This window comes from Cupriavidus sp. GW821-FHT07C08, assembly GCF_059419025.1.
Genome location: NZ_JBWKQZ010000002.1, coordinates 175,397 through 193,155, shown reverse-complemented (window position 1 = coordinate 193,155; position 17,759 = coordinate 175,397). Strand labels below are relative to the sequence as shown.

Sequence of the window (17,759 nt, the reverse complement as noted above, 5' to 3'; positions counted from 1 at the left end):
CATCCAGTGCCACGAAGAGTTGGTCAGGATTTTCTGACCGTTGAGTTTGGGGTTTACACAAGGAGTAAAAAATGGGCAACGATGCCGATTTGAAGGTTTCGATCGAGAGAAGTCTGTCGCCGACTGCGCCAGAGGTGCGCGCGAAGCTGCTGGAGAATCCGGCGTTCGGGCGCCAGTTCAGCGATCACATGGCGACCGCTCGGTACTCGGCGGAACGCGGCTGGCACGACGCCAAGATTGAGCCGCGCGGTGGCTTCAACTTCGATCCGGCGTCGCTGGTCTTTCACTACGCTCAGGAAATCTTCGAGGGCATGAAGGCCTATCGCCAGCCAGACGGTAGCGTGGCGCTGTTCCGCCCCGACGCCAATGCCCGCCGCTTTCGCAATTCCGCGAACCGGCTGGCGATGGCGCCGCTGCCGGAATCCCTGTTCCTGGAGTCCGTGCGGGAACTGGTGCGTATCGACCGCGACTGGATCCCGGCGGCGGATGGCGCGGCACTCTATCTGCGGCCTTTCATGATCGCCACCGAGGTGTTGGTGGGCATGAAGCCTTCGGCCGAGTATCTGTATTGCGCCATCGCGTCGCCTGTGGGCTCCTACTTCAAGGCGGGCTCATCTGCCGTGACGGTATGGGTTTCCGAGGACTTCACCCGTGCCGGGCCCGGCGGAACCGGCGATGCCAAATGCGGCGGCAACTATGCCGCGAGCCTGGCCGCGCAGGCGGAAGCGGCCCGCCAGGGCTGCGACCAGGTGGTGTTCCTCGATGCCGTCGATCGGTGCTGGGTGGAGGAGCTGGGCGCGATGAATATCTTCTTTGTCTTCAACGACGGATCGATCCAGACTCCGCCCCTGACCGGCACGATCCTGCCCGGCATCACGCGCGAGTCCTTGATGGTGCTGGCGGGCGACATGGGAATGACCGTGCGTGAAGAGCCCTATGCCATTGACCAGTGGCAGGCAGATGCCCAAAGCGGCCGCCTGACCGAAGCGTTTGCCTGCGGCACGGCTGCCGTGGTGACGCCGATCGGCACCGTGAAAGGACGCCAGCACAACTTCACGGTTGGCGACGGTGATGTGGGGCCGGTGGCGAGCCGCTTGAAATCGGCCCTGCTCGATATCCAGCAGGGGCGTGCTCCCGACACGCATGGCTGGATGGAACGGATCGGCTGAAGCACTCCGCCCGCAGGTCTGCCAAACCCGCGGGCTTCTTCCTGTCTTCATCCTTGCGGCTAGCCCTTGGAAAAGAGCTCCATGATCGAATCGCGCAGCCATTGGATTCCTGCATCGCTGCGGCTTCTCTCATGCCAGTGAACGCGGATGTCGAAGGTGGGCAGTTGGAGCGGTGTAGGGGTCACGTGGAATCTGTCGAGGTGTTGAATGATGGACAGGCCGCCTTCGGGCAGCGTCAGCAAGTAGTCGCTCTTGGTCAGCAGGCTTTCGGCTGCCAGGTAGTGCGGCACACTCAATCCGATACGGCGGAACACCCCTTTGGAGCGGAGCACGCCCTCCACCAGGGCATGCCCGCTGCTCGCCGCATCGATGACCAGGTGCTCTGCCTCGGCGAACTTGGCCAGATCAAGCTTGCGCTGCGCCATGTGGTGCTCGCGGCGCATGATGGTGAAGAACCGGTCCTTGCGCACGGTGCGGGCATGCACTCTGCCCTTGATCATGGGTAGTGAACCCATGGCGATGTCGACAGCTCCCGAGGCCAGTCCGTTCTCGACTTCCTCCCACCGAAGCGACTGAATGGCAAGGCGAACACCCGGTGCCTTGCGATTGAGGTGCCCGTGGAGTTCCGGGAGAAACACCAGTTGGCCGATGTCGGACATATGGAGCTTGAAGACCCGCGTCGATCTTGCGGGGTCGAAACCCGTCGGCTGGACGAGCGCCTGTCTCAGGCCTTCAAGAAGCGGCTGGATCCTTTTGTACAGGGCGAGGGCTGTATCGGTCGGGGCCACCCCATAGCGAGACCGCACGAAAAGCGGGTCTCCCACCACGTCGCGCCAGCGCCGCACCATGAGTGAAACGGCGGACTGGCTCATGTCCAGCCGCAGGGCGACCTGGCTCAGATTTCGGGACTCGCAGATGAGGCAGAAAGCATGCAACTCACCCAGCGACCAGTTGTAGGGGCTCGATGGATCCGCTACGGCCATGTTGTCCTCGCTGGCTTTGGTCTTGCCCGGCTCAACCGGCAGCGGCCAAGAATGCCTTGCCGAAACCTGGCCGAGGCATCAACAAAGGTGGTTTCCGATGACGGCATAGGCGATCAATTCAAAAATCATCCTCGGTGCGGCATGGCTCACGGTGTTCGACTTGCCTTGCGTCGGAACATCCGCGATGGGGTTTGCGGCTGCTTGGCGCTATACAAAGCCAGTCAGCCGGGAGGCCAATGACTGCAGTTCTGTCAACGACGGCTCCTTGCGTGGCCATCCCAATGTCACGCCATCACCGTGCTGGCGCGGCAGCACGTGCAGATGCACATGCGGAACCGTCTGCCAACCTGCTGGCTTGTTCGTCTGCAGCACGGTGATGCCGTCCGGATGGAAGGCAGCTTCGACGGCGCGGGCGATGCGTGTTGCCGTCCGGAACAGCGCGCCAGCTGTCTCGTCGTCGAGATCGAGAATTGTCTCGACCTGCGCCTTGGTGGCCACAATCACATGGCCGGGGTTGACCTGGCCTGCGTCCATGAAAGCGATCGTTAAATCGTCTTCATAGACGATGGCAGCGGGAATCTCGCGCTGAATGATGCGGGTAAAAATCGTGGCACCCATATATGTTCCTGCATGAATGTTGTGCCAGACGGCTGTCGGCGAGGGCCGTGTGTCCGGCTTGCTTTGAGGGGAACCGTCCTATCGGATGGTGAGGACGAGCTTCCCGATCACCCCTCTTGACGCGAGCCGGGCCGCTGCGTCAGCGAAGGATTCGAGAGGGAACGTTTGCATGACGCGCGGGCGCACGAACCCCTGCTGGTAGAGTTGGTTGAGCTTCGCCTGGGCCTCTGCGACGAGCTCGGGCGAGTGCATCGGATAGTCCGTCCACTGCATGCCGGCGACGGAGATGTTCTTGAGCAGCAGGTAGGAGCCCTTGATCACCGGAATCTTGCCGGCGGCAAATCCGATGATCACGGCCCGGCCGCGCCGAGCGAGCTGTCGAATGCACGCATCGAACACGTCGCCACCCACGGGGTCCAGAAATACGTCGGCACCTTTGCCGTCTGTAGCGCGATGCACTTGTGCGCGAACGGACTCGGGAAGGTTGGGGACGGACAGGTCGATCACCTCGTCGGCTCCGGATTGGCGCACCGCTTCCGCCTGGGCTTCCGAAGTCACGCCTGCGAGGACTTTGGCACCAAGCCCCTTGGCGATCTGCACGGCGGCCAGGCCGACGCCTCCGGCGGCGCCACTGATCAGTACGGTCTCGCCTTTGCGGAAGCCGCCGCGATCAGTGAGCGCAAAGAACGCCGTCTGGTACACGAGGCCCATCGCAGCCGCATCGACGAAGGGCATTTCGGTCGGAATCTTGTGCGCGCTCGCCTGCGGAACGGACAGACGACTTGCAAAGCAGCCGTTTTCCACCTGCGCCACGACGTGGTCCCCGCTCTTGAGTGAGCTCACGTTCGCACCGACCGCCTCCACGATCCCCGCCGCATCCTTCCCAGGGATGAAGGGCGGCTCAGGCAGGACTTGGTATTTCCCGCTCATCACCAGGAGATCGGGGAAGTTGATCGACGCGGCCTTGACGCTGATCAGGACGTCGTCGGGGCCGACAACTGGGTCGGTCACCTCTTCGACGCGATGGATGCGAGGGTCTTCGCTGAATTGACGGATGACTACGGCTTTCATGCTGATCGGACGAGGTAGGGGTGGCGGGTGCGCGCTTCAAACCCAACGGTTGTAGCTACCCCGTTCCGCTGACAATGGGGCGCGCGTCTACGTCATTATGTATGCATCATTGCATATCTCATAACAATATTTCCAAAAAACTAGTGTAAACCCCTGTTTTGTCGCTGCATATACATCAAGATATTGATGTATATGATAAGTTCTGCGAAGATGCCGCCGTCGTGAAAACGATGGGCCGCGTGCAGGTCTGTTCAGGCCGCTTGTGTCTCGCATGAGAGTGCCTGCGCAGTGGGTCCCTGGCCGTGGTTCCGATGCATTCATACCGAAATGAAGGAGACGAGACCGATGCGAGAGATCAACGTTCACGAACTAGCCGACAAGGCCAAGTTCAACCGCTTCCACGCCAAGGTGCTGGCCTGGTGCTTTCTGGTCATCATCCTTGACGGCTACGACTTGGCGGTCGCTGGAGCGGCGCTTCCAGCCATCATGAAAGAGATGGGCGTGCAGGCTGCGACCGCCGGATTTATGGCCAGCTCGGCGCTGTTTGGGATGATGTTCGGCGCCATCTTCCTGGGCGCATTGGCCGACAAGATCGGGCGTCGCTGGACGATCTCGCTGTGCGTCTTTCTCTTCAGCGTGTTCACTGCGGCAGCGGGCTTGACCAAGGACCCTGTCACGTTCAGCATTGCGCGCTTCATCGCCGGGCTGGGCATTGGCGGTGTGATGCCGAACATCACCGCACAGATGACGGAGTACGCCCCGAAGCGGATCCGCAGCTTCCTGACGACCGTCATGTTCTCCGGCTACGCCATCGGCGGAATCCTGGCCGCAGTGCTGGGCAAGCAGTTCATCGCGCAGTTCGGCTGGCAGATTGTCTTTTTCGCTGCCGGCGCTCCGGTGCTGTTGATTCCCTTCATCCTGAAGTCGATGCCGGAATCGCTGTCGTTTCTGGTGTCCCGGCGCGACAGCGGGCAGCTGCGTCAGCTTGTCCAGTCCATCGACCCGGCGTTCAAGGTCGGCACGAACGACACGTTCCGCCCGCCTCAGGCGGCTCATTCGGAATCGGGCGTGACGGTGGCGCAGCTGTTTCAGGATGGCCGGGGGCTGAGCACGGTGATGTTCTGGGTGGCCTTCTTCACCGGCTTGTTCATGATCTACGCGCTCAGTACCTGGCTGACGAAGCTGATGGCCATGTCGGGCTACAGCCTGGGTTCCGCGTTGAGTTTCGTCATCGCACTCAATGTGGGGGCGGTGATTGGCTCGATCGGCGGCGGCTGGCTCGCGGACCGGTTCCACATCAAGTGGGTGGTCGTCTGCATGTACGCGCTTGGGGGCGTTTTCCTGTACATGATGACGCTCAAGACCTCGACCGAGGTGCTCTATTTCATCATCGCTGCCGTCGGTGCCTGCTCCACGGGCGCGCAAATCGTCGTCTATGCCTACAGCGGCCAGTACTACCCGTCGGACATCCGCTCGACCGGGATCGGCATGGCGTCGGGCATCGGGCGCCTTGGCGCGATCGCGGCTCCCTTGCTGATCGGGCTGATCGTGTCGCTGCAACTTCCGCTTGAGCAGAACTTCCTGGTCATTGGTGCCGCAGGCGTCCTGGGAGCCGCTGCGCTCGCATGCATCAACCATGGCCGATCGGCGTCAGAACTGACCCTCAAAACGGGTACCGCCGTGTGAGTGCGCCAACGGCTGGGCCTTGGCGGCCCAGCCGTTGGCTGCGCTATTGCGCTTCGAGTCCCGCCTTGCCCTGAGCCGGATCCCGAACGGCACAGCCGGGGGGGCAAGGGATCCCTTGCGAACCCCGCATGTCCCGGATGCCGCGCAGCGCCGGCGCTGCCGCTGGAGATCTCACTCGCACACCTATTTGTGTAGTGATATTGATCTTTTGTGATGACTAATGACCGCAAAAGTAGGTATAAACCCCAGATCATTGAAATAATATACATCATGATCTTGACGTAAATGGGCGAACCCGAGATCATTGAGACCACCCTAGGCCCACCACGAGAGACAAGCATGCCCGCTTATCCACACCTCCTCAGCCCCCTGCGCGTCGCTGGGGTAGATCTGCCGAACCGCATGGTGATGGGCGCGATGCATACGCGCCTGGAAACGCTGGATCGTCCCCACGAAAGACTGGCTGCCTTCTACGCAGCCCGCGCCGCGGGTGAGATCGGCCTCATCCTCACCGGTGGCTACTCTCCCGTGCCCGAAGGGGTGATGGACGAAGGCGGTTTGGTGCTGGACAAGCCCGAGCAGCTGGACGAGCACCGCGTCATCACATCGGCGGTGAACGAGGCCGGTGGCCACATCGTCCTGCAGATTCTTCACGCGGGCCGCTATGCCAAGGTGCCCACCTGCGTCGCACCTTCGGCCGGCAAGGCGCGGATCAACGTTCATCCACCGCGTCCGCTGACGACCGCGGAGGTCTGGACAACCGTCGAGAGCTTTGCTCACACATCGGCGCTGGCGGAGCAGGCCGGATATGCAGGCATCGAGATCATGGGTTCCGAGGGCTACCTGATCAATGAGTTCACGGCAGCGTTGACCAACCAGCGCGACGACGAGTTCGGCGGGGACTTCGAGCGTCGGATCCGCTTCCCGCTCGAAATCGTCAAGGCCGTGCGGGCGCGGGTCTCCCCGCAGTTCATGGTCATCTATCGCATCTCGTCCATCGACCTGATGGACGGGGGCATGACCGGCGAGGAAGTTGCCGAATTTGCCCGCCGTGTCGAGGCTGCGGGCGCGGACATGATCAACACCGGCATTGGCTGGCATGAGTCGTCCGTGCCGACGATGGCGGCCCCGGTGCCGCGTGCTGCCTGGATCGACGCGATCCGCAACGTCAAGCGCGCGGTTGGCATTCCGGTCATGGCGTCCAACCGCATCAACGCGCCCGATGTGGCCGAGGAGATCATTGCCTCCGGCGCGGCGGATCTGGTTTCGATGGCCCGCCCGTTGCTGGCCGACCCTGAGTTCGCCCGCAAGACGCGCGAAGACCGTGCCGACGAAATCAACACCTGCATTGCCTGCAACCAGGCCTGTCTGGATCGCATCTTCACTGACCGCGTGGCGACTTGCCTGGTCAACCCCAGAGCGGGGCGCGAGATCGAGTTCGACAACAGCAAGACCGCCACTCCCAAGCATTTCGCCGTTGTCGGCGGTGGGCCCGCGGGCATGGCGTTCGCGATCAACGCCGCCCAGCGCGGACATCGGGTCACGCTGTTCGAGGCGGGCGACCAGTTGGGCGGCCAACTGAACATGGCCCGCAAGGTGCCCGGCAAGAACGAGTTCAACGAGATGTTGCGGTACTTCCGGGTCACGCTGGAACGCTTGCAGGTGGCCGTGCATCTGCAAACGCGTGTCGAGGCCGGAGATCTGGCCGGGCGTGTGCGCTCGGGAGAGTTCGACGAGGTGGTGATTGCGACCGGCGTGGTGCCGAGGGAGCCCGATATCCGCGGGCTCGATCACTCGAAGGTGGTCAGCTACCTGGATGTGCTGGCCAACGGCGCGCCGGTGGGCAACAAGGTAGCCATCATCGGCGCGGGCGGCATTGGCTTTGACGTGGCCGAGTACCTGGTCGGCAATGCCGAGGAGTCGCTCAAGCCACAGGTGTTCATGGATGCCTGGGGGGTGGATACGGGTATCCGCAGCGCGGGAGGCCTCAAGGCGCCTGCGCAGCACGCGACTGAGCGCGTCATCCACATGTTCCAGCGCAAGCCCGAATCACTGGGCAAGAACCTGGGCAAGTCCACGGGCTGGATTCTCAAGGCCAAGCTGCGCAAGGCCGATGTGGCCATGACTGCCGGTGCGAGCTACCGGGCGGTCGACGATCAGGGCCTGCACTACAGCGTGAATGGCGAGGCTCGCGTCTTGGACGCGGACACCGTCATTCTCTGCGCGGGACAGCTGTCGAACCGGGCGCTGTTCGATGGCTTGGCCAAGCGGGGTGTCAAGGCCCACGTGATCGGCGGAGCGGATGTCGCGGCTGAGTTGGACGCATTGCGCGCCATCGACCAGGCAACGCGCTTGGCGGTTTCGTTCTGATCTTCACCAGTCCCACCCGGAGAAAAGCATGACGAACAAGTTCAAGCAAGACCTCGATAAGAATCCCGGCAACTACCGGCCGCTGACCCCGCTGGGGTTTCTCGACCGTGCGGCGGATGTCTATCCAGACCGCATCGCCGTCATCCACGGCGAGCGGCGCTATACCTGGGCCGCGTATGCCGAGCGCTGCCGCAGCCTGGCGCGTGCCCTGATCGGTGCGGGCATTGAGCGCGGCGACACGGTCGCCATCCTCGCGGCCAATATCCCGGAGATGCTGGAGGCGCAATTTGGCGTGCCGATGGCGGGCGCGGTCGTCAACTCCATCAATATCCGCCTGGATGCGGCAGCGATCGCCTTCATCCTGCAGCACTCGGAGACCCGTTTGCTGTTGGTGGATCAGCAGTTTGCAGATGTGGCGCGTGCGGCGGTGAAGCTTTCCGGCATGCAGATGGATGTCGTGGACATCCGTGGCAGCGACGTCCCCGATGCCGAGCCGGTCGGCGTGATCGACTACGAGAGCTTCTTGGCTAATGCGCCGGCTGATGCGCAGCTGCGGTACCCCGAGGACGAGTGGGATGCCGTCGCGTTGAACTACACCTCGGGAACCACGGGCAATCCGAAGGGGGTGGTCTACCACCACCGCGCGGCCTATCTCAATGCCCTGGGCACCGCCATCTATGCGCGGCTGAACATCGGAACGCCGGTCTATCTGTGGACCTTGCCCTTGTTCCATTGCAACGGCTGGTGCTATGCCTGGGCCATGGCAGCCGTGGGCGGCACGAACGTGTGCTTGCGCAAGGTTGTCGCCGAAGACATCTACGAAGCCATCGGCCGACATGGCGTGACGCATTTCTGTGGTGCGCCGGCGGTGCTGAGTTCGCTGGTGGCTGGCAAGCCGCAGAACTGGAGCAATCCAAGCTCACCCATTCTGGTTGCTTGCGCCGGTGCCTCGCCGCCGGTGTCAGTGATCGCGCAAACCGAGGCGCTGGGTTTCGAGGTGCTGCATGTATATGGCATGACCGAACAGCACGGCGTCAACACGGTGTGCGTGACCCAGGATTCCTGGGCCGCCATGGCGCCGGAGGAGAGGTCGCGCCACATGGGCCGCCAGGGCGTGCGCACGGCCGTGGCGGGAGACATGATCGTGGCCAATCCCCATACCCTCCAGCCGGTGTCGCGGGACGGCAAGACGATTGGCGAGGTGTTGTTCCGCGGGAACCTGGGCATGAAGGGCTACCTCAAGAATCCCGAGGCCACACGCGAGGCCTTCCAGGGCGGCTGGATGCACAGCGGTGACCTGGCCGTGGTGCACGAGGACGGCTACATCGAGATCAAGGACCGCTCCAAGGACATCATCATCTCCGGTGGCGAGAACGTCTCGTCCATCGAGGTCGAAGAAGTGCTGTTCACGCATCCGGCGGTGTTCCAGGTCGCAGTGGTCGCTGTGCCTGATGCGAAGTGGGGTGAAGTGCCCTGTGCTGTGCTGGAACTGCATCCGCAGTACGTAGGCACGCTGACGCAGGAGGAGGTCATCCAGTTCTGCCGCTCCAGGCTTCCGGGCTTCAAGACACCCAAGCACGTGATCTTCGAGCCGATCGTGCGCACCGCGACCGGCAAGCTCCAGAAATTCAAGCTGCGCGACCATGTCGCTCAGGTCATCGCCAACCGCAACTACTGACTCGTTTTACTACAGGAGAGCATTCCTATGCGTGGACTCAAAGACAAAGTCGCCATCATCACTGGCGCAGCCGGCGGCATCGGGCGCAGCCTGGTGCAACGCTTCCTGGAAGAGGGCGCGCGCGTTGCCGCCCTGGATCTGAACCAGGCCGGCCTCGATGAACTCAAGGGCCAGTTCCAGCAGTACGCGGGTCAACTGGCCACGGTTCAGCTGGACATCACGGATCACGATGCGGTTGCCAAGGCCGTGCAGAGGATCCATGCCGACCTCAAGCAGATCGACATCCTGGTCAACAACGCTGGCTGGGACGTGGCCATGCAGTTCGTCGAGACCACTCCCGATCTGTGGGACAAGCTGATCGCGATCAACCTCAAGGGGCCGCTGAGCCTGCAGCACGCCGTGGTTCCTCTCATGGTGGAGGCTGGTGGCGGCAAGATCGTCAACATCGCCTCCGATGCGGGCCGCGTCGGCTCGTCGGGAGAATCGGTCTACGCTGCTTGCAAGGGCGGCATCATCGCCTTCAGCAAGACGCTGGCACGCGAGACCGCGCGCAACAACGTGCGCGTCAACGTGGTGTGTCCCGGTCCGACCGACACCGCGCTGCTGCAGTCCTTCACGGGTGGCGGTGAGTTCGGCCAGAAGATCTACGACGGCCTGAAGCGTGCCATCCCCCTCAAACGCCTCGGCCAGCCCGAGGACATTCCCGGCGCCGTGGCGTTCCTCTCGAGTGACGATGCCAACTTCATCACCGGCCAGGTCATGTCGGTGTCCGGTGGCCTGACCATGCACGGCTAACCCCATCAGGAGACGAACATGAGCGACTACACCGACATTCTCTACGAAGAAAAGGGCGGCGTTGCCCGCATCACGATCAACCGCCCCGAGAAGTACAACGCCTTCCGTGGCAAGACCTGCGATGAGCTGATCGACGCGCTGCACCGCGCCGGCTGGAACAAGGCTGTTGGCGTCATCGTGCTGACCGGCGTGGGCGACAAGGCGTTCTGCACCGGCGGCGACCAGTCCGCGCATGACGGTGGTTACGACGGCCGTGGTCTGGTCGGCCTGCCGGTCGAGGAGCTGCAGGGCTTGATCCGCGAGGTGCCAAAGCCCGTGATCGCCCGCGTCAACGGCTATGCGATCGGCGGCGGCAACGTGCTGGTGACCTGCTGTGATCTGGCGATTGCTTCCGAGACGGCGCAGTTCGGCCAGGTCGGCCCCAAGGTCGGCTCGGTGGATCCCGGCTTCGGCACGGCGTTCCTGGCCCGCGTGGTCGGTGAGAAGAAGGCCCGTGAGATCTGGTACCTGTGCCGTCGCTACAAGGCGCAGGATGCGCTGGCCATGGGCCTGGTCAATGCCGTGGTGCCCGCCGACCAGCTCGATGCCGAAGTGCAGAAGTGGTGCGATGAAATCCTGGCGCTGAGCCCCACGGCTATCGCCATCGCCAAGCGCTCCTTCAATGCCGACTCGGATTCGATCCGCGGTATCGGCGGCCTGGGCATGCAGGCGCTGGCGCTGTACTACGGCACCGAGGAGTCGCACGAGGGCGTCAAGGCCTTCATGGAAAAGCGCAAGCCCCGCTTCCGTCCCCAGCCTGACGAAGGCAGCCAGGCATGAGTGCCGAACTGACCTACCGTGAGGATGTCGCGGTACTGACGCTGAACCGTCCGAAGGCATTGAATGCCTTGAACGCCGAAATGGTGGGCGAGATCGCGGAGCGCCTTGACGAGGTTGCTGTGTCGAAGGCTCGGGCGCTGCTCATCGTTGGCGCAGGCGGTGGCAAGGCCTTTTGCGCCGGCGCCGACGTGGGCGAACTGCAGGGCAAGAATGCCGACCAGCAGCGCAAAACCGCACGGCGTGGTCAGTTGGTGTTTGCCAAGCTGGACAGGCTGCGCATCCCCTCGGTCGCCGTTATTACCGGGGTGGCGTTCGGGGGCGGGCTCGAACTGGCGATGGCCTGCACCTTTCGCATCGCGACGCCCACGTCGCGCCTCGGGCTCCCCGAAATCAAGCTGGGCCTGATTCCCGGCTACGGAGGCACGCAGCGTCTGCCCCGCTTGGTTGGCGTTGGGCGAGCCGTCGAGCTGATTGCCAGCGGCCGTGCGATCGATGCCCAGGAAGCTGAACGCATCGGTCTCATCCATCGCATCGTCGAAGCCGAAGACCCGGTCGATGCGGGAGCCGCTTACCTGAAAAGCCTCGGAGAGCCGTTTCCGGCATCGCTGGGCCATGCACTCGAGGCCATCCGGCATTCGCAGTCCATGCGCCTGGAGGATGGGCTGCAGGAGGAGGCAGAGTGCTTCTCGGCGGCGACCCAGACCTGGGATGCCGATGAAGGCGTCACCGCCTTCCTGGGCAAGCGCAAGCCTCAGTTCGCCGGACATTGAGCGCGTCGCCTTCAGACCAGGAGTCCCTTATTTCCAGCGACCTTCATCTCCCGGAGCCGGTGCATGCGGCGGCGAGTCCGATGCTGGTGCGCTCGATGCCCTTTGTGTTTGTGGTCATCTGGGCCACGGGCTTTGTGGTTGCCCGATACGGCATGCCGCATGCACCGCCGATGAAATTCCTGGCGGCGCGCTATGCCTTGTCGGTCGGCTGCTTTGGCGTCTGGGCGCTTGCCGCGCGGGCGACCTGGCCGCAGGGCGCGCGGGGTTGGCTGCACCTGAGCGTCACCGGGATGCTGATGCACGCCATCTACCTTGGCGGCGTCTGGAGCGCGGTGAAGCTGGGGATGGGCGCGGGTCTGACTGCACTGCTCGTCGGGTTGCAGCCGGTTCTGACAGCGATCTGGCTCTCCCGCCGAGGCGGCCGAGTGACAGGGGCGCAATGGGTTGGCCTTTTTCTCGGACTGCTGGGCTTGCTGCTGGTGGTGTGGGCGAAGCTGGGCTTCGGAGAGGTCGGCCCTGCCAGCTTGGGTGGTGCGCTGCTGGCCCTGCTGGGCATCACGGCGGGAACGCTTTACCAAAAGCGGTTCGTGACGCCCTGCGATGTCCGCACTGCCAGCTTCATCCAACTGCTGGCGGCGTTTGCGGTCACCACGCCCCTGGCGTTGCTGGAAACGGAGCCGATGCAGTGGGTCGATGCCGCAGGAGGACTGAATTCCGAATTGGCAGGGGCCATGGCCTGGTCGGTGCTGGGGCTGACGTTGGGGGGCAGTTCTCTGCTGTACCTGCTGATCCAGCGTGGCGCCGCAACCTCCGTCACCAGTCTTTTCTACCTCGTGCCTCCGACCACAGCGGTGATGGCGTGGATGCTTTTTGGTGAGCCGATCACGGGCCTGACGGTCGCCGGTACGGTGGCCACTGCAATCGGCGTGGGAATCGTCGTGCGTAAGCAGAACTAAGTTCGATCACTTCCCGAAGGAGAAGGACCATGACATTCAAGAACATTCTGTTCACGGTCGAAAGCGGTGTGGCTCGCATCGTCCTGAACCGGCCGGAAAAACTCAACAGCCTCGACGCGGCGACCATGGTTGAGATCCATGAGGCCATGTCCCGCATTGAAGCCGATCGCCAGTTGCGGGTTCTGGTGCTCGGCGGGGCGGGGCGCGCCTTCTGCGCGGGACAGGATCTCGCCGATCCCGCCATGCAGGCCGTCGATGGCAAGTTGCCGGACATCGGCAATCTCGTGGAGCGGTATTTCAAGCCGCTGGTGATGCGCTTGCAGAACCTGCATGTCCCCACGGTCGCGGCGGTTCAAGGGTTGGCTGCCGGAGGCGGTGCCTCCATTGCCCTGGCCTGCGATCTGGTGGTCGCAGCGCAATCCGCGTATTTCCTGCAGGCCTTCTCCAGGATCGGGCTGACGCCGGATACCGGGAGTACGTGGTTCCTCACGCGATCCGTTGGCACTGTGCGTGCGCTCGGTCTGGCAATGCTCGCCGAGAAGCTGCCGGCCACCAAGGCGGCCGAATGGGGACTCATCTGGCAGGTGGTCGACGACTCGGAATTCGCAAGCGCCATCGACGCTCTGGCAGCACGGATCGCCCGGATGCCGACGAAGGCGCTGGTACGCACTCGGCAACTGATGCATGCGGCCACCGGCCATACCTTGGAGCAGCAACTGTTCATGGAGGCCAGCTTCATTCGCGAAATGGGATGGAGTGCCGACTATCGCGAAGGCTTGCAGGCATTTACAGAAAAGCGGGCTCCGAACTTCACCGGCGAGTGACCGGCATGTTGTCGCAGCCAGTCCCTGCCAATGTCTCAGGCGCTGGCTCTGCCGGAACCAGGCACCCAACCCAGTTGGGGAGACGAACAAGAAATTTTTCCACCTGTTTGCATTGATGGACGCAAACGCTTCGCCATAGGAGGCCCTATGAGTCACTACACACCACCCATGCAGGACATGCAGTTCGTGCTGAATGAACTGGCGGACCTGCACGAAATTGCGGCGCTGCCCGGCTATGGCGAGGCCACTCCAGATGTCGCTCGAGCCGTGCTGGAAGAGGCTGGGGTTTTTGCCTCCGAGGTCATCGCGCCTCTGAATCATTCGGGCGACGTCGAAGGTGTTCGCCTGGAAGACGGCCTCCCGCGCATGCCTGCCGGATGGGCGCAGGCCTATGCGCGCTTTGTCGAAGCTGGCTGGCCGGCACTGGCCGCCCCCGAAGAACTGGGCGGACAGAACCTTCCCGGTGTGCTGGCCGCTGCGGTCGAAGAAATGTGGAACAGCGGGAGCGTGGCGTTCGGCCTGCTGAGCCTGCTGTCACGGGGGGCGGTGAACGTATTGCGGCACGCGGGCTCGCCCGAACTGCAGCAGCGGTACTTGCCGCGCATGATCAGCGGCGAATGGACCGGCACGATGGTGCTAACCGAGCCCCAGGCAGGCTCCGACCTGTCCGCTGTGCGTACCCGCGCTACCCGCGCAGCCGATGGCGCTTATCGGCTGCACGGCACCAAGATCTTCATCACCTATGGGGACCATGATCTCGTCCCTAACGTGGTGCATCTGGTGCTTGCCAGGGTCGAAGGCGCCCCGGCCGGAACCAAGGGGATCTCGCTGTTCGCGGTGCCCAAGGTCCTGGTCAACGACGATGGTTCGCTGGGCGAGCACAACGACGTCCGGGCGGTGTCGATCGAGCGCAAGCTTGGCCTGCACGCCACGCCCACTTGCGTCATGGCCTTTGGCGATGGGGCGGGAGCGGTGGCCCATCTGGTCGGCGAGGAGAACCGCGGGCTGGAATACATGTTCATCATGATGAACTCGGCGCGTTTCGCCGTGGGTCTGGAGGGCATCGGCTTGGCCGAACGCGCGTACCAGAAAGCCAGGGATTATGCACGGGAGCGGGTTCAAGGTGTGGAGCAGGGCGGCGAGACTGGCGCCAAGGTTCCGATCATCCGCCACCCTGATGTGCGCCGCATGCTGTTGAGCATGAAATCCCGGATCGAGGCCATGCGCGCGCTGGCGGCGGTGATGGCGGGAAGCATGGACCAGGCGGCGCTCAATCCGGATGCGGAAGTCCGGGATGCCCACCAGGCTTTCGTCGAACTGATGATGCCTATCGCCAAGGGATGGTTCACGGAAACCGGGCTGGATGTTGCCTCCATGGGCATCCAGGTTCACGGCGGCGTGGGCTTTATTGAGGAAACCGGGGCGGCCCAGTATCTGCGCGACGCTCGCATCACGACGATCTATGAAGGTACCACGGGCATCCAGGCGATGGATCTGGTTGGACGCAAGATCGGTCGCGATGGCGGACACGCGATCGGCGCGGTGATCGTGCGCATGCGGCAGGTGCAGGCCGACCTGGCATCCCACGCGCATGCCGAACTGCGCGCTATCGGGGCTCAGCTGAACAAGGGCATCGGCGATCTCGAGGCGGCAGTCGAATCGCTCGTGAAGTCGTGGGCAGGCGGCCCCAAGCCTGCTCTGGCGGGATCTGGGCCGTTCCTGGAGCTCTTGGGTATCGTGGCGGGTGGGTGGCAGATGGGTCGCGCCGCATTGGCTGCGAACCGGCTCCTTGAATCGGATCCAGGTTCGGAATTTTTGAGCAGCAAGATACTGAGTTGCCGCTTCTACGTTGACCACGTTCTTTCCAAGTCGGCGGGGCTGCGTCATACCATCGTTTCTGGCGCTGGCGCCACGCTGGCGTTCCCTGAAGCGGCGTTTTGAAGAGGCGACGACTTGCAATGCCATTGCGCGAACACAGTTAGTGTTTTGTGCTGTAAATGCGCGAGCGTTGTGATCGCGTGGTCGAGTGGCCTGACTCTACGGGAAGCCTTGGCAAGGCTTCCGGCGAGGAAGGTCGTATGCGAAAACCACGCTGCCTATTTTTCACGCTGCTGTAGGTGTTAGTTCCGAATACTCGTCCGTGCACCGTGGCGATTTGGGTCGGCGGATCTTCATGAAAGAGAAGGTATTACGGGGTAGTGTCTTCAAACGTTCCTTCGAGGGCTGGTGCGGCGCCATATCTCAGTCGGCTCCTGGCTTCTTTGGGGCCGCTTGCCGTTGCAAGCGGTCACTCGGCGAGGTTTCGCTCGGATCCCCAGCCCAACGGGCATAGGGCCATACCAGAAGGATTACCAAATATCAGGAGAGGATCTTTCATGCAGACAGACCCAAGCTTGGCAGCGCAGCGCAGTGACACCCAGCGCATCGGCGTCCCCCGCGAAACTTTCCCCGGCGAAAAACGTGTAGCCACCGTGCCCGACGTGGTGGAAAAACTCATCAAGCTGGGCTTTTCGGTCGCCATCGAATCGGGCGCGGGCGAGGCCGCCAACTTCAGCGACGAAGCCTATCGCGCCGCCGGGGCCGAAGTGCTGCCGGATGCCGCGGCGCTGTGGGCCGCCTCGGACATTGTCTTCAAGGTGCGCCCGCCCTGCCCCGAGGAAGTGGGCCTGATGCGCCAAGGCGGCACACTGATCGACTTCATCTGGCCGGCGCAGAACCCCGAGCTGATGCAGCAGCTCGCCGCCAGGAAGGCCACGGTCCTCGCCATCGACTGCCTGCCGCGCACACTTTCGCGCGCCCAGAAGATGGATGCGCTGACCTCTACGGCTGGCGTCTCCGGTTACCGCGCCGTCATCGAGGCGGCCCATGCCTTCGGCCGCTACTTCAATGGCCAGATCACGGCGGCGGGCAAAGTACCGCCTGCCAAGGTGTTCATCGCCGGTGCCGGCGTGGCGGGCCTCGCCGCCATCGGCACGGCGGCCAATCTGGGCGCCATCGTGCGGGCCAACGACACGCGTGCCGAGGTGGCCGACCAGGTCAAGTCGCTGGGCGGCGAGTTCGTCAAGGTGGACTACGAGGAAGACGGCTCCGGCGGCGGCGGCTACGCCAAGGTCATGAGCGAAGGCTTCCAGGCCGCGCAGCGCCAGATGTACGCCCAGCAGGCCCAGGACGCGGACATCATCATCACCACCGCGCTGATCCCCGGCAAGCCCGCACCCAAGCTCATCACCGCCGAGATGGTGCAGAGCATGAACCCCGGCAGCGTGATCGTGGATATGGCCGCCGAGCAGGGCGGCAACTGCGAACTCACGGTGCCCGGCGAGGCCGTGGTGCGCCATGGCGTGACCATCATCGGCTACACGGACCTCGCGTCGCGCTTGGCCAAGCAATCGTCCACGCTGTACGCCACCAACCTGCTGCGCCTGACCGAGGAACTGTGCAAGGCCAAGGACGGCGTGGCCGTGGTCAACATGGAGGACGACGCGATCCGCGGCCTGACCCTCATCAAGGATGGCGCTATCACCTGGCCGGCCCCGCCGCTCAAGGCTGCGCCCGTGCCGGCGCCCAAGGCGGCGGCGGTCCCCGTCGCCGAGAAGAAGAACGGCCACGGCCATGGCGCCGGCGCGCCCATGTCCGCCAAGGCGCTGACCCTCATCTTCTGCGTGGCGGCCGTGCTGTTCTGGTGTATCGGCGCCTATGCGCCCGCGGCCTTCCTGAGCCACTTCACGGTGTTCGCGCTGGCCTGCTTCATCGGCTACATGGTGGTGTGGAACGTCACGCCCGCGCTGCACACGCCGTTGATGAGCGTGACCAACGCCATCTCCAGCATCATCGCCATCGGCGCGCTGGTGCAGATCGCGCCGCCCGACGGCGTGGGCGGCGGGCGGCCGGACGAGCTGATCCGCTGGCTGGCCTTTGCTGCGCTGGTGCTCACGGCCGTCAACATGTTCGGCGGCTTTGCCGTCACGCGCCGCATGCTGGCCATGTTTCGCAAATAACCAGAACGACGAGGAGAACGGA

Annotated in this window: 14 protein-coding genes; 11 read left to right on the top strand and 3 right to left on the bottom strand. The window is 63.5% G+C overall.

Annotated features, from left to right (window positions below):
- Window positions 1-71: 71 nt before the first annotated feature.
- Window positions 72-1,169 (top strand): branched-chain amino acid aminotransferase, encoded by a 1,098-nt coding sequence (locus AC07UK_RS04055; protein ID WP_058697508.1) that lies wholly within the window; start codon window positions 72-74, stop codon window positions 1,167-1,169.
- 59 nt (window positions 1,170-1,228) lie between these two features.
- On the opposite strand, the gene AC07UK_RS04050 is transcribed toward AC07UK_RS04055, so the two are convergent.
- The 3 genes from AC07UK_RS04050 to AC07UK_RS04040 form a co-directional block, all read right to left on the bottom strand.
- Window positions 1,229-2,152, bottom strand: a complete 924-nt coding sequence (locus tag AC07UK_RS04050) for a LysR family transcriptional regulator (RefSeq protein WP_058697509.1) — start codon at window positions 2,150-2,152, stop codon at window positions 1,229-1,231.
- A 207-nt stretch (window positions 2,153-2,359) separates the two neighbouring features.
- Window positions 2,360-2,770 carry an HIT family protein gene (locus AC07UK_RS04045; protein ID WP_058697510.1) on the bottom strand — a complete coding sequence of 137 codons (411 nt, stop codon included), beginning with the start codon at window positions 2,768-2,770 and terminating at the stop codon, window positions 2,360-2,362.
- Window positions 2,771-2,848: 78 nt separating this feature from the next.
- On the bottom strand, window positions 2,849-3,841 hold the full coding sequence (locus tag AC07UK_RS04040) for an NADPH:quinone oxidoreductase family protein (protein ID WP_058697511.1): 993 nt from the start codon (window positions 3,839-3,841) through the stop codon (window positions 2,849-2,851).
- A 345-nt stretch (window positions 3,842-4,186) separates the two neighbouring features.
- Here AC07UK_RS04040 and AC07UK_RS04035 point away from each other — a divergent pair, with 345 nt between their 5' ends.
- The 10 genes from AC07UK_RS04035 (at window position 4,187) to AC07UK_RS03990 (ending at window position 17,737) form a co-directional block, all read left to right on the top strand.
- On the top strand, window positions 4,187-5,527 hold the full coding sequence (locus AC07UK_RS04035) for an MFS transporter (protein ID WP_058697512.1): 1,341 nt from the start codon (window positions 4,187-4,189) through the stop codon (window positions 5,525-5,527).
- Window positions 5,528-5,866: 339 nt separating this feature from the next.
- Entirely contained in the window at window positions 5,867-7,897 is a 2,031-nt protein-coding gene (locus AC07UK_RS04030) for an NADPH-dependent 2,4-dienoyl-CoA reductase (RefSeq protein ID WP_058697513.1), read from the top strand.
- A gap of 28 nt (window positions 7,898-7,925) precedes the next feature.
- Window positions 7,926-9,575, top strand: a complete 1,650-nt coding sequence (locus AC07UK_RS04025; RefSeq protein WP_058697514.1) for an AMP-binding protein — start codon at window positions 7,926-7,928, stop codon at window positions 9,573-9,575.
- A 27-nt stretch (window positions 9,576-9,602) separates the two neighbouring features.
- Entirely contained in the window at window positions 9,603-10,370 is a 768-nt protein-coding gene (locus tag AC07UK_RS04020; RefSeq protein WP_058697515.1) for a glucose 1-dehydrogenase, read from the top strand.
- Window positions 10,371-10,388: 18 nt separating this feature from the next.
- Entirely contained in the window at window positions 10,389-11,189 is an 801-nt protein-coding gene (gene badI / locus AC07UK_RS04015; RefSeq protein WP_058697516.1) for a 2-ketocyclohexanecarboxyl-CoA hydrolase, read from the top strand.
- Entirely contained in the window at window positions 11,186-11,959 is a 774-nt protein-coding gene (locus AC07UK_RS04010; RefSeq protein ID WP_058697517.1) for an enoyl-CoA hydratase/isomerase family protein, read from the top strand. Before badI ends, AC07UK_RS04010 begins: the two co-directional genes overlap by 4 nt.
- An 80-nt stretch (window positions 11,960-12,039) precedes the next feature.
- On the top strand, window positions 12,040-12,915 hold the full coding sequence (locus AC07UK_RS04005) for a DMT family transporter (RefSeq protein ID WP_058697518.1): 876 nt from the start codon (window positions 12,040-12,042) through the stop codon (window positions 12,913-12,915).
- Between the two features lie 29 nt (window positions 12,916-12,944).
- Window positions 12,945-13,739 carry an enoyl-CoA hydratase-related protein gene (locus tag AC07UK_RS04000; protein ID WP_058697519.1) on the top strand — a complete coding sequence of 265 codons (795 nt, stop codon included), beginning with the start codon at window positions 12,945-12,947 and terminating at the stop codon, window positions 13,737-13,739.
- Window positions 13,740-13,886: 147 nt separating this feature from the next.
- Entirely contained in the window at window positions 13,887-15,680 is a 1,794-nt protein-coding gene (locus AC07UK_RS03995) for an acyl-CoA dehydrogenase (protein WP_058697520.1), read from the top strand.
- 434 nt (window positions 15,681-16,114) lie between these two features.
- On the top strand, window positions 16,115-17,737 hold the full coding sequence (locus AC07UK_RS03990; protein ID WP_058697521.1) for a Re/Si-specific NAD(P)(+) transhydrogenase subunit alpha: 1,623 nt from the start codon (window positions 16,115-16,117) through the stop codon (window positions 17,735-17,737).
- The last annotated feature ends 22 nt before the right edge of the window (window positions 17,738-17,759 follow it).

Excerpts from the sequence above, each read along its gene's own strand:
- AC07UK_RS04040 (WP_058697511.1), bottom strand. The coding sequence starts at position 3,841 with ATGAAAGCCGTAGTCATCCGTCAATTCAGCGAAGACCCTCGCATCCAT.
- AC07UK_RS03990 (WP_058697521.1), top strand. The coding sequence starts at position 16,115 with ATGCAGACAGACCCAAGCTTGGCAGCGCAGCGCAGTGACACCCAGCGC.
- AC07UK_RS04005 (WP_058697518.1), top strand. The coding sequence starts at position 12,040 with ATGCTGGTGCGCTCGATGCCCTTTGTGTTTGTGGTCATCTGGGCCACG.
- AC07UK_RS04000 (WP_058697519.1), top strand. The coding sequence starts at position 12,945 with ATGACATTCAAGAACATTCTGTTCACGGTCGAAAGCGGTGTGGCTCGC.
- badI (WP_058697516.1), top strand. The coding sequence starts at position 10,389 with ATGAGCGACTACACCGACATTCTCTACGAAGAAAAGGGCGGCGTTGCC.
- AC07UK_RS04035 (WP_058697512.1), top strand. The coding sequence starts at position 4,187 with ATGCGAGAGATCAACGTTCACGAACTAGCCGACAAGGCCAAGTTCAAC.
- AC07UK_RS03995 (WP_058697520.1), top strand. The coding sequence starts at position 13,887 with ATGAGTCACTACACACCACCCATGCAGGACATGCAGTTCGTGCTGAAT.
- AC07UK_RS04025 (WP_058697514.1), top strand. The coding sequence starts at position 7,926 with ATGACGAACAAGTTCAAGCAAGACCTCGATAAGAATCCCGGCAACTAC.
- AC07UK_RS04045 (WP_058697510.1), bottom strand. The coding sequence starts at position 2,770 with ATGGGTGCCACGATTTTTACCCGCATCATTCAGCGCGAGATTCCCGCT.
- AC07UK_RS04030 (WP_058697513.1), top strand. The coding sequence starts at position 5,867 with ATGCCCGCTTATCCACACCTCCTCAGCCCCCTGCGCGTCGCTGGGGTA.
- AC07UK_RS04050 (WP_058697509.1), bottom strand. The coding sequence starts at position 2,152 with ATGGCCGTAGCGGATCCATCGAGCCCCTACAACTGGTCGCTGGGTGAG.
- AC07UK_RS04055 (WP_058697508.1), top strand. The coding sequence starts at position 72 with ATGGGCAACGATGCCGATTTGAAGGTTTCGATCGAGAGAAGTCTGTCG.
- AC07UK_RS04020 (WP_058697515.1), top strand. The coding sequence starts at position 9,603 with ATGCGTGGACTCAAAGACAAAGTCGCCATCATCACTGGCGCAGCCGGC.
- AC07UK_RS04010 (WP_058697517.1), top strand. The coding sequence starts at position 11,186 with ATGAGTGCCGAACTGACCTACCGTGAGGATGTCGCGGTACTGACGCTG.